This is a genomic window from Escherichia sp. KCJ4928 (genome assembly GCF_004352695.1).
Classification (GTDB): domain Bacteria; phylum Pseudomonadota; class Gammaproteobacteria; order Enterobacterales; family Enterobacteriaceae; genus ECMA0423.
The window spans coordinates 1-6,635 of record NZ_SJWV01000207.1; the positions used below are offsets into that span (position 1 = coordinate 1).

Here is a 6,635-nt window from a genome sequence, read left to right on the forward strand (position 1 = left end):
CAATAGAGGGAGTCTACCCATTTTGGGTTAAGAATTATTAATCCATATCAATAGAAGGGTATGAGTAATAAGGTGGGATTATGTTGTATGTTCAAATCGCCGGATGTGTCGTATCCGGCGTTCAGTCGATAATGTATTACTGCGGTTCGGCAGGCGCGCCATCCTGGGTAGACTGCGCGGGAGCAGAGACGTTACCGCTGGTGGTGCGGGTATAGAGAATTTTATGCGTATCATTAGCGCAATGGCCGACGACCTGGGAATCAGGCTGATCAACCTGGTCATTGGGTACAATACTTAACGTGAAGCTGCTTTCGGGTACGCCATTATTGATAATGCGCTGTGATATATCGCTCTGTATGCGCTCACAGGATCCCGGCGCGGCGAGTACCACGGGTGAGGCGAGGGCGAGCAGAAGCGCGGCACAGCAGGTTGAGAGTTTCATCATAAGCTCCTTACGCGAAGATAACTTCTTTAAGCATAGCATTTAACGTGTAAAGTACTGTATTTGCTACTATGATTGAGAATCATCTCTACTCTCTGGTGACTGTTGTGAAATACAAATTACTACCATGCTTACTCGCGATATTCCTCACAGGATGTGACCGCACAGAGGTAACACTTTCATTTACCCCTGAGATGGCCAGTTTCTCTAATGAATTCGATTTTGATCCGCTGCGTGGTCCGGTAAAAGATTTCACTCAGACATTAATGGATGAGCAAGGTGAAGTGACGAAACGTGTTTCTGGGACTTTGTCGGAAGAAGGCTGTTTTGATTCACTCGAATTACTGGATCTGGAAAATAATACCGTGGTCGCTCTGGTACTGGACGCCAATTATTACCGTGATGCCGAGACGCTGGAGAAGAGAGTACGTTTACAAGGAAAATGCCAGCTAGCAGAATTACCTTCTGCCGGGGTGAGTTGGGAAACCGATGATAATGGCTTCGTGATTAAAGCCAGCAGCAAACAAATGCAGATGGAATATCGCTATGATGATCAGGGTTATCCGCTGGGTAAAACCACGAAAAGTAACGACAAAACATTATCTGTCAGCGCCACGCCATCAACGGATCCGATCAAAAAATTAGATTACACAGCGGTTACTTTACTGAATAATCAACGGGTTGGTAATGTAAAACAGAGCTGTGAATATGACAGTCACGCTAATCCGGTGGACTGTCAGCTAATCATTGTTGATGAAGGAGTAAAACCCGCCGTCGAACGGGTTTACACCATCAAAAATACGATCGATTATTATTAATGCTATTGTGCGGTCGGCTTCAGGAGAGTCTGACCCGGTGTTTTGTGCTCTGCCAGATACTGATGCTGGAATATACACATGCGAATGGCATTACGATATTGACCATTAATAAAGAACTCGTGCATCAATTCACCTTCAACCGAAAAGCCAAGCTTGCGGTAAATGTGAATCGCTTTTTCATTCTCTTTATCAACGATCAGATACAGCTTATAGAGATTGAGAACGGTAAAGCCATAGTCCATTGCTAATTTGGCGGCACGGGTTGCCAGACCTTTCCCCTGATACTCCGGGGAGATAATTATCTGAAATTCTGCGCGGCGATGAACATGGTTAATTTCCACCAGCTCCACCAGACCGGCTTTTTCGCCGTCACATTCCACCACAAAGCGCCGTTCGCTCTGATCGTGAATATGCTTATCATACAGATCAGAGAGTTCAACAAAGGCTTCGTAGGGTTCCTCAAACCAGTAACGCATCACACTGGCGTTGTTGTCGAGTTGATGTACATAGCGTAAATCTTCACGCTCCAGCGGGCGTAGCTTAACACTGTGGGCGCTTGGCATAACGTGTCCTTACATTCCTTAAATCAATAACAGGTTAGGGGGTAATAACGCGGCCAGTTCGACGGTCCAGGCAGCGCAAAGTATTGGGCTCCCAGTAGGCATTGATGTTGGCGCTTTGCTCACATTTATCGCGGTTATCAAAAGCGGCGTCGGCTTTATCCCACTCTTTTTCAGTGCGTTTATTCACTTTCTGGCGCAGATTGCGCGTGTCATTCCATTGCTCTTTTTCCATAGCGGCGTGCTGGCGGCTTTGTGCACTGTCGCCAGACTCAATCACCAGTTTGTTAGTTTCGGCATGAACAGTTGTGCTCAATGCCAGTGCGCAAGGCAGCAGAATAGCGAGCAGGCCGATTCGTTTGCTGAGAGTGATTTTCATAATTCATTCCCTGTATGAATGATTAAAGGTGATTCTACACCATCCACTGCGGACGCAAAACGTACCAGGAGGGTGTTTATATTGATGATATTATGTCGCCCTATAACTATACATGATGTCAATAAGAGACAAAGATGATTAAAACAACGTTACTATTTTTTGCTACTGCGCTGTGTGAAATTATTGGATGCTTTCTGCCCTGGTTGTGGTTAAAACGAAACGCCAGTATCTGGCTGTTGCTTCCGGCGGGGATTTCACTGGCGCTGTTTGTCTGGTTGTTAACGTTGCATCCAGCGGCGAGTGGGCGTGTTTACGCGGCTTATGGTGGCGTTTATGTCTGCACGGCGTTGATGTGGCTGCGCGTTGTGGATGGCGTGAAACTGACTCTTTATGACTGGACGGGTGCGTTGATTGCGCTTTGCGGCATGTTGATCATTGTTGCGGGCTGGGGGCGCACGTAGGAACATAAATCCATTTTATCAATAAGATAAGAGGAAGTGTCAGCTGACAAAAGGTATTCTATTTCATCTTTTGTCAACCATTCACAGCGCAAATATACGCCTTTTTTTGTGATCACTCCGGCTTTTTTCGATCTTTATACTTGTATGGTAGTAGCTCAGTTGCGTAGATTTCATGCATCACGACAAGCGATGCAAGGAATCGAACATGAAGATCGTAAAGGCTGAAGTTTTTGTTACCTGTCCGGGGCGTAATTTCGTCACATTAAAAATCACCACTGAGGACGGTATTACGGGCCTTGGGGATGCCACCCTCAATGGACGTGAGCTTTCCGTGGCCTCTTATTTGCAGGATCACCTTTGTCCGCAGCTTATTGGTCGCGATGCGCACCGTATCGAAGATATCTGGCAGTTTTTCTATAAAGGTGCTTACTGGCGTCGCGGTCCGGTTACGATGTCGGCCATTTCAGCGGTTGATATGGCGCTGTGGGATATTAAAGCCAAAGCTGCCAACATGCCGCTTTACCAGTTACTCGGCGGCGCGTCTCGTGAAGGGGTGATGGTTTATTGCCATACCACCGGTCACAGTATTGATGAAGCTCTGGATGATTATGCCCGTCATCAGGAGCTGGGATTCAAAGCCATCCGCGTGCAGTGCGGAATCCCTGGTATGAAAACCACCTACGGCATGTCGAAAGGTAAAGGTCTGGCTTATGAACCCGCAACCAAAGGACAGTGGCCGGAAGAGCAGCTGTGGTCGACGGAGAAATACCTCGATTTCATGCCGAAATTGCTTGACGCGGTACGTAACAAGTTTGGTTTTAATGAACATTTGCTGCATGACATGCACCATCGCTTAACGCCTATTGAAGCGGCGCGCTTTGGTAAAAGCATTGAAGATTATCGCATGTTCTGGATGGAAGACCCGACGCCTGCAGAAAACCAGGAATGCTTCCGTCTCATTCGCCAACATACCGTCACACCCATCGCAGTGGGTGAAGTCTTCAACAGCATCTGGGACTGCAAACAACTGATTGAAGAGCAACTCATCGATTATATCCGCACCACGCTGACCCATGCAGGCGGAATTACCGGTATGCGCCGGATTGCCGATTTTGCTTCGCTGTATCAGGTACGTACTGGCTCACACGGTCCTTCCGATTTGTCACCAGTCTGCATGGCTGCGGCGCTGCACTTTGATCTGTGGGTCCCCAATTTCGGTGTCCAGGAGTACATGGGTTATTCCGAACAAATGCTCGAAGTCTTCCCGCACAACTGGACTTTCGATAACGGCTATATGCATCCGGGAGACAAACCGGGTCTTGGCATCGAATTCGATGAAAAGCTGGCGGCGAAATATCCCTATGAACCTGCTTATCTGCCAGTCGCACGTCTGGAAGATGGCACGCTGTGGAACTGGTAAGGAGTAAGGTAATGAAAAGCATTTTAATTGAAAAACCGAATCAACTGTCGATTATCGAACGTGAAATACCCACCCCGTCAGCGGGTGAAGTACGAGTAAAAGTGAAACTTGCCGGAATTTGTGGTTCAGATAGCCATATTTACCGTGGGCATAATCCTTTTGCGAAATATCCGCGCGTCATTGGTCATGAATTCTTTGGCGTCATTGATGCGGTGGGTGAAGGTGTGGAAAGCGCCAGAGTCGGTGAACGCGTTGCTGTCGATCCGGTGGTCAGCTGTGGGCATTGCTATCCGTGCTCTATAGGTAAGCCGAACGTTTGTACGACACTTGCTGTATTAGGTGTGCACGCTGACGGTGGTTTCAGTGAATATGCCGTGGTTCCGGCAAAAAATGCGTGGAAAATTCCTGAAGCAGTGGCCGATCAATATGCGGTGATGATCGAACCTTTTACCATTGCGACTAACGTTACCGGTCATGGTCAACCGACTGAAAATGATACCGTTCTGGTTTATGGTGCCGGTCCAATCGGCCTGACGATCGTTCAGGTATTAAAAGGCGTCTATAACGTTAAAAATGTGATTGTTGCCGATCGCATTGATGAACGACTGGAAAAAGCGAAAGAGAGCGGGGCAGACTGGGCGATTAATAACAGCCAGACACCGCTTGGCGAGATTTTCACTGAAAAAGGCATCAAGCCGACATTAATTATCGATGCGGCTTGTCATCCTTCTATCCTGAAAGAGGCCGTAACGCTGGCTTCTCCAGCGGCACGTATTGTATTGATGGGCTTCTCCAGTGAACCGTCTGAAGTGATTCAGCAAGGAATTACCGGAAAAGAACTCTCTATTTTCTCTTCACGCTTAAATGCAAATAAATTCCCGGTCGTTATCGACTGGTTAAGTAAAGGGTTAATTAAACCAGAAAAATTAATTACCCATACGTTTGATTTCCAGCATGTTGCTGATGCCATTAGTTTATTTGAACAGGATCAAAAACATTGCTGCAAAGTCTTACTCACTTTTTCTGAATAATACCAATAACGGCGAGTAAGTAGTACGCATCTTACCTCTTTTTTAGAGATAACCATTATGACAATAGAAAAACACGAAAGAAGCACTAAGGATTTGGTGAAAGCAGCAGTATCGGGATGGCTGGGCACTGCGCTTGAATTTATGGATTTCCAGTTATATTCGCTCGGCGCAGCGTTGGTGTTTCATGAAATATTTTTTCCTGAATCATCAACGGCAATGGCGTTAATTTTGGCAATGGGAACCTACGGTGCAGGTTATGTGGCGCGTATTGTCGGAGCATTTATTTTCGGCAAAATGGGCGACAGAATAGGGCGTAAAAAAGTGCTCTTTATTACCATCACCATGATGGGGATCTGTACCACCTTAATTGGTGTGTTACCGACCTATGCACAGATTGGTGTTTTTGCCCCCATCTTGCTGGTGACGCTGCGTATTATTCAGGGGTTGGGTGCAGGTGCGGAAATTTCCGGTGCCGGTACGATGCTGGCGGAATATGCACCAAAAGGTAAGCGCGGAATTATCTCCTCATTTGTAGCTATGGGAACTAACTGCGGAACCTTGAGCGCAACGGCAATCTGGGCCTTTATGTTCTTCATTCTCAGTAAAGAGGAACTGCTGGCGTGGGGATGGCGTATACCGTTCCTGGCGAGCGTTGTCGTGATGGTCTTTGCTATCTGGTTACGTATGAATCTGAAAGAAAGCCCGGTCTTTGAGAAGGTTAATGACAGCAACCAACCCACAGCAAAACCTGCACCTGCTGGTAGCATGTTCCAGAGCAAATCCTTCTGGCTGGCAACAGGGCTGCGTTTTGGTCAGGCGGGTAACTCCGGGTTAATTCAGACTTTCCTTGCAGGCTATTTAGTGCAGACGTTATTGTTTAACAAAGCAATTCCAACAGATGCATTGATGATTAGTTCGATTCTCGGCTTTATGACCATTCCGTTCCTTGGTTGGTTATCCGATAAAATTGGTCGCCGGATCCCGTATATTATTATGAATACCTCCGCGATTGTGCTGGCATGGCCAATGCTTTCTATCATTGTAGATAAAAGCTATGCCCCGAGCACCATTATGGTTGCACTGATTGTGATTCATAACTGTGCGGTGCTGGGATTATTTGCTCTGGAAAACATTACCATGGCAGAAATGTTCGGCTGTAAAAACCGCTTTACCCGGATGGCCATTTCTAAAGAAATTGGTGGTCTTATCGCTTCCGGTTTTGGTCCTATCCTGGCGGGTATTTTCTGCACCATGACGGAATCCTGGTATCCGATCGCCATTATGATCATGGCATATTCAGTGATTGGTTTAATCTCTGCGCTGAAAATGCCAGAAGTGAAAGACCGTGATTTAAGTGCGCTGGAAGACGCTGCGGAAGATCAACCGCGTGTTGTAAGAGCTGCGCAACCTTCCAGAAGTCTGTAAATCCTCAATCCCTTCTCTTACCGGAGAGGGGATTTTTATTCATATAACAAAACATGTAGCTTGCCATATTTAAATTTAAGGAATTGTTATGGGAAATAA

Annotated in this window: 8 protein-coding genes; 5 read left to right on the forward strand and 3 right to left on the reverse strand. The window is 46.7% G+C overall.

Annotated elements, in window-relative coordinates; genetic code table 11:
- Positions 1-136 precede the first annotated feature (136 nt).
- Entirely contained in the window at positions 137-442 is a 306-nt protein-coding gene (locus E0D98_RS20310) for a DUF1161 domain-containing protein (protein ID WP_001307224.1), read from the reverse strand.
- Positions 443-549: 107 nt separating this feature from the next.
- Here E0D98_RS20310 and E0D98_RS20315 point away from each other — a divergent pair, with 107 nt between their 5' ends.
- The gene (locus tag E0D98_RS20315) at positions 550-1,260 is read left to right on the forward strand and encodes a YnfC family lipoprotein (RefSeq protein ID WP_001321287.1); all 711 of its coding nucleotides are present in this window, start codon (positions 550-552) and stop codon (positions 1,258-1,260) included.
- A gap of 2 nt (positions 1,261-1,262) precedes the next feature.
- Here the strand turns inward: E0D98_RS20315 and speG are convergent, their stop codons facing one another.
- Together speG and E0D98_RS20325 are read right to left on the reverse strand one after the other, a co-directional pair.
- Positions 1,263-1,823: a spermidine N1-acetyltransferase gene (gene speG / locus E0D98_RS20320; RefSeq protein WP_001138581.1), complete on the reverse strand. Its 561-nt coding sequence runs from the start codon at positions 1,821-1,823 to the stop codon at positions 1,263-1,265.
- A 34-nt stretch (positions 1,824-1,857) separates the two neighbouring features.
- Positions 1,858-2,199, reverse strand: coding sequence for a DUF1283 family protein (locus E0D98_RS20325; RefSeq protein ID WP_000705211.1), 342 nt, complete (start codon positions 2,197-2,199; stop codon positions 1,858-1,860).
- Positions 2,200-2,333: 134 nt separating this feature from the next.
- Here E0D98_RS20325 and E0D98_RS20330 point away from each other — a divergent pair, with 134 nt between their 5' ends.
- The 4 genes from E0D98_RS20330 to ydfJ all read left to right on the forward strand — a co-directional run bounded on the left by E0D98_RS20330 (position 2,334) and on the right by ydfJ (position 6,536).
- Complete coding sequence (locus E0D98_RS20330; protein WP_000598292.1) at positions 2,334-2,660, forward strand: YnfA family protein; 327 nt, start codon at positions 2,334-2,336, stop codon at positions 2,658-2,660.
- Between the two features lie 205 nt (positions 2,661-2,865).
- Complete coding sequence (gene rspA / locus E0D98_RS20335) at positions 2,866-4,080, forward strand: starvation-sensing protein RspA (RefSeq protein ID WP_001296944.1); 1,215 nt, start codon at positions 2,866-2,868, stop codon at positions 4,078-4,080.
- 11 nt (positions 4,081-4,091) lie between these two features.
- Positions 4,092-5,111, forward strand: coding sequence for a Zn-dependent oxidoreductase (locus E0D98_RS20340; protein ID WP_050877204.1), 1,020 nt, complete (start codon positions 4,092-4,094; stop codon positions 5,109-5,111).
- A 57-nt stretch (positions 5,112-5,168) separates the two neighbouring features.
- A complete protein-coding gene (ydfJ, locus tag E0D98_RS20345) occupies positions 5,169-6,536 on the forward strand; it encodes an MHS family MFS transporter YdfJ (RefSeq protein ID WP_000151243.1) in 1,368 nt (455 codons plus the stop codon).
- Positions 6,537-6,635 lie beyond the last annotated feature (99 nt).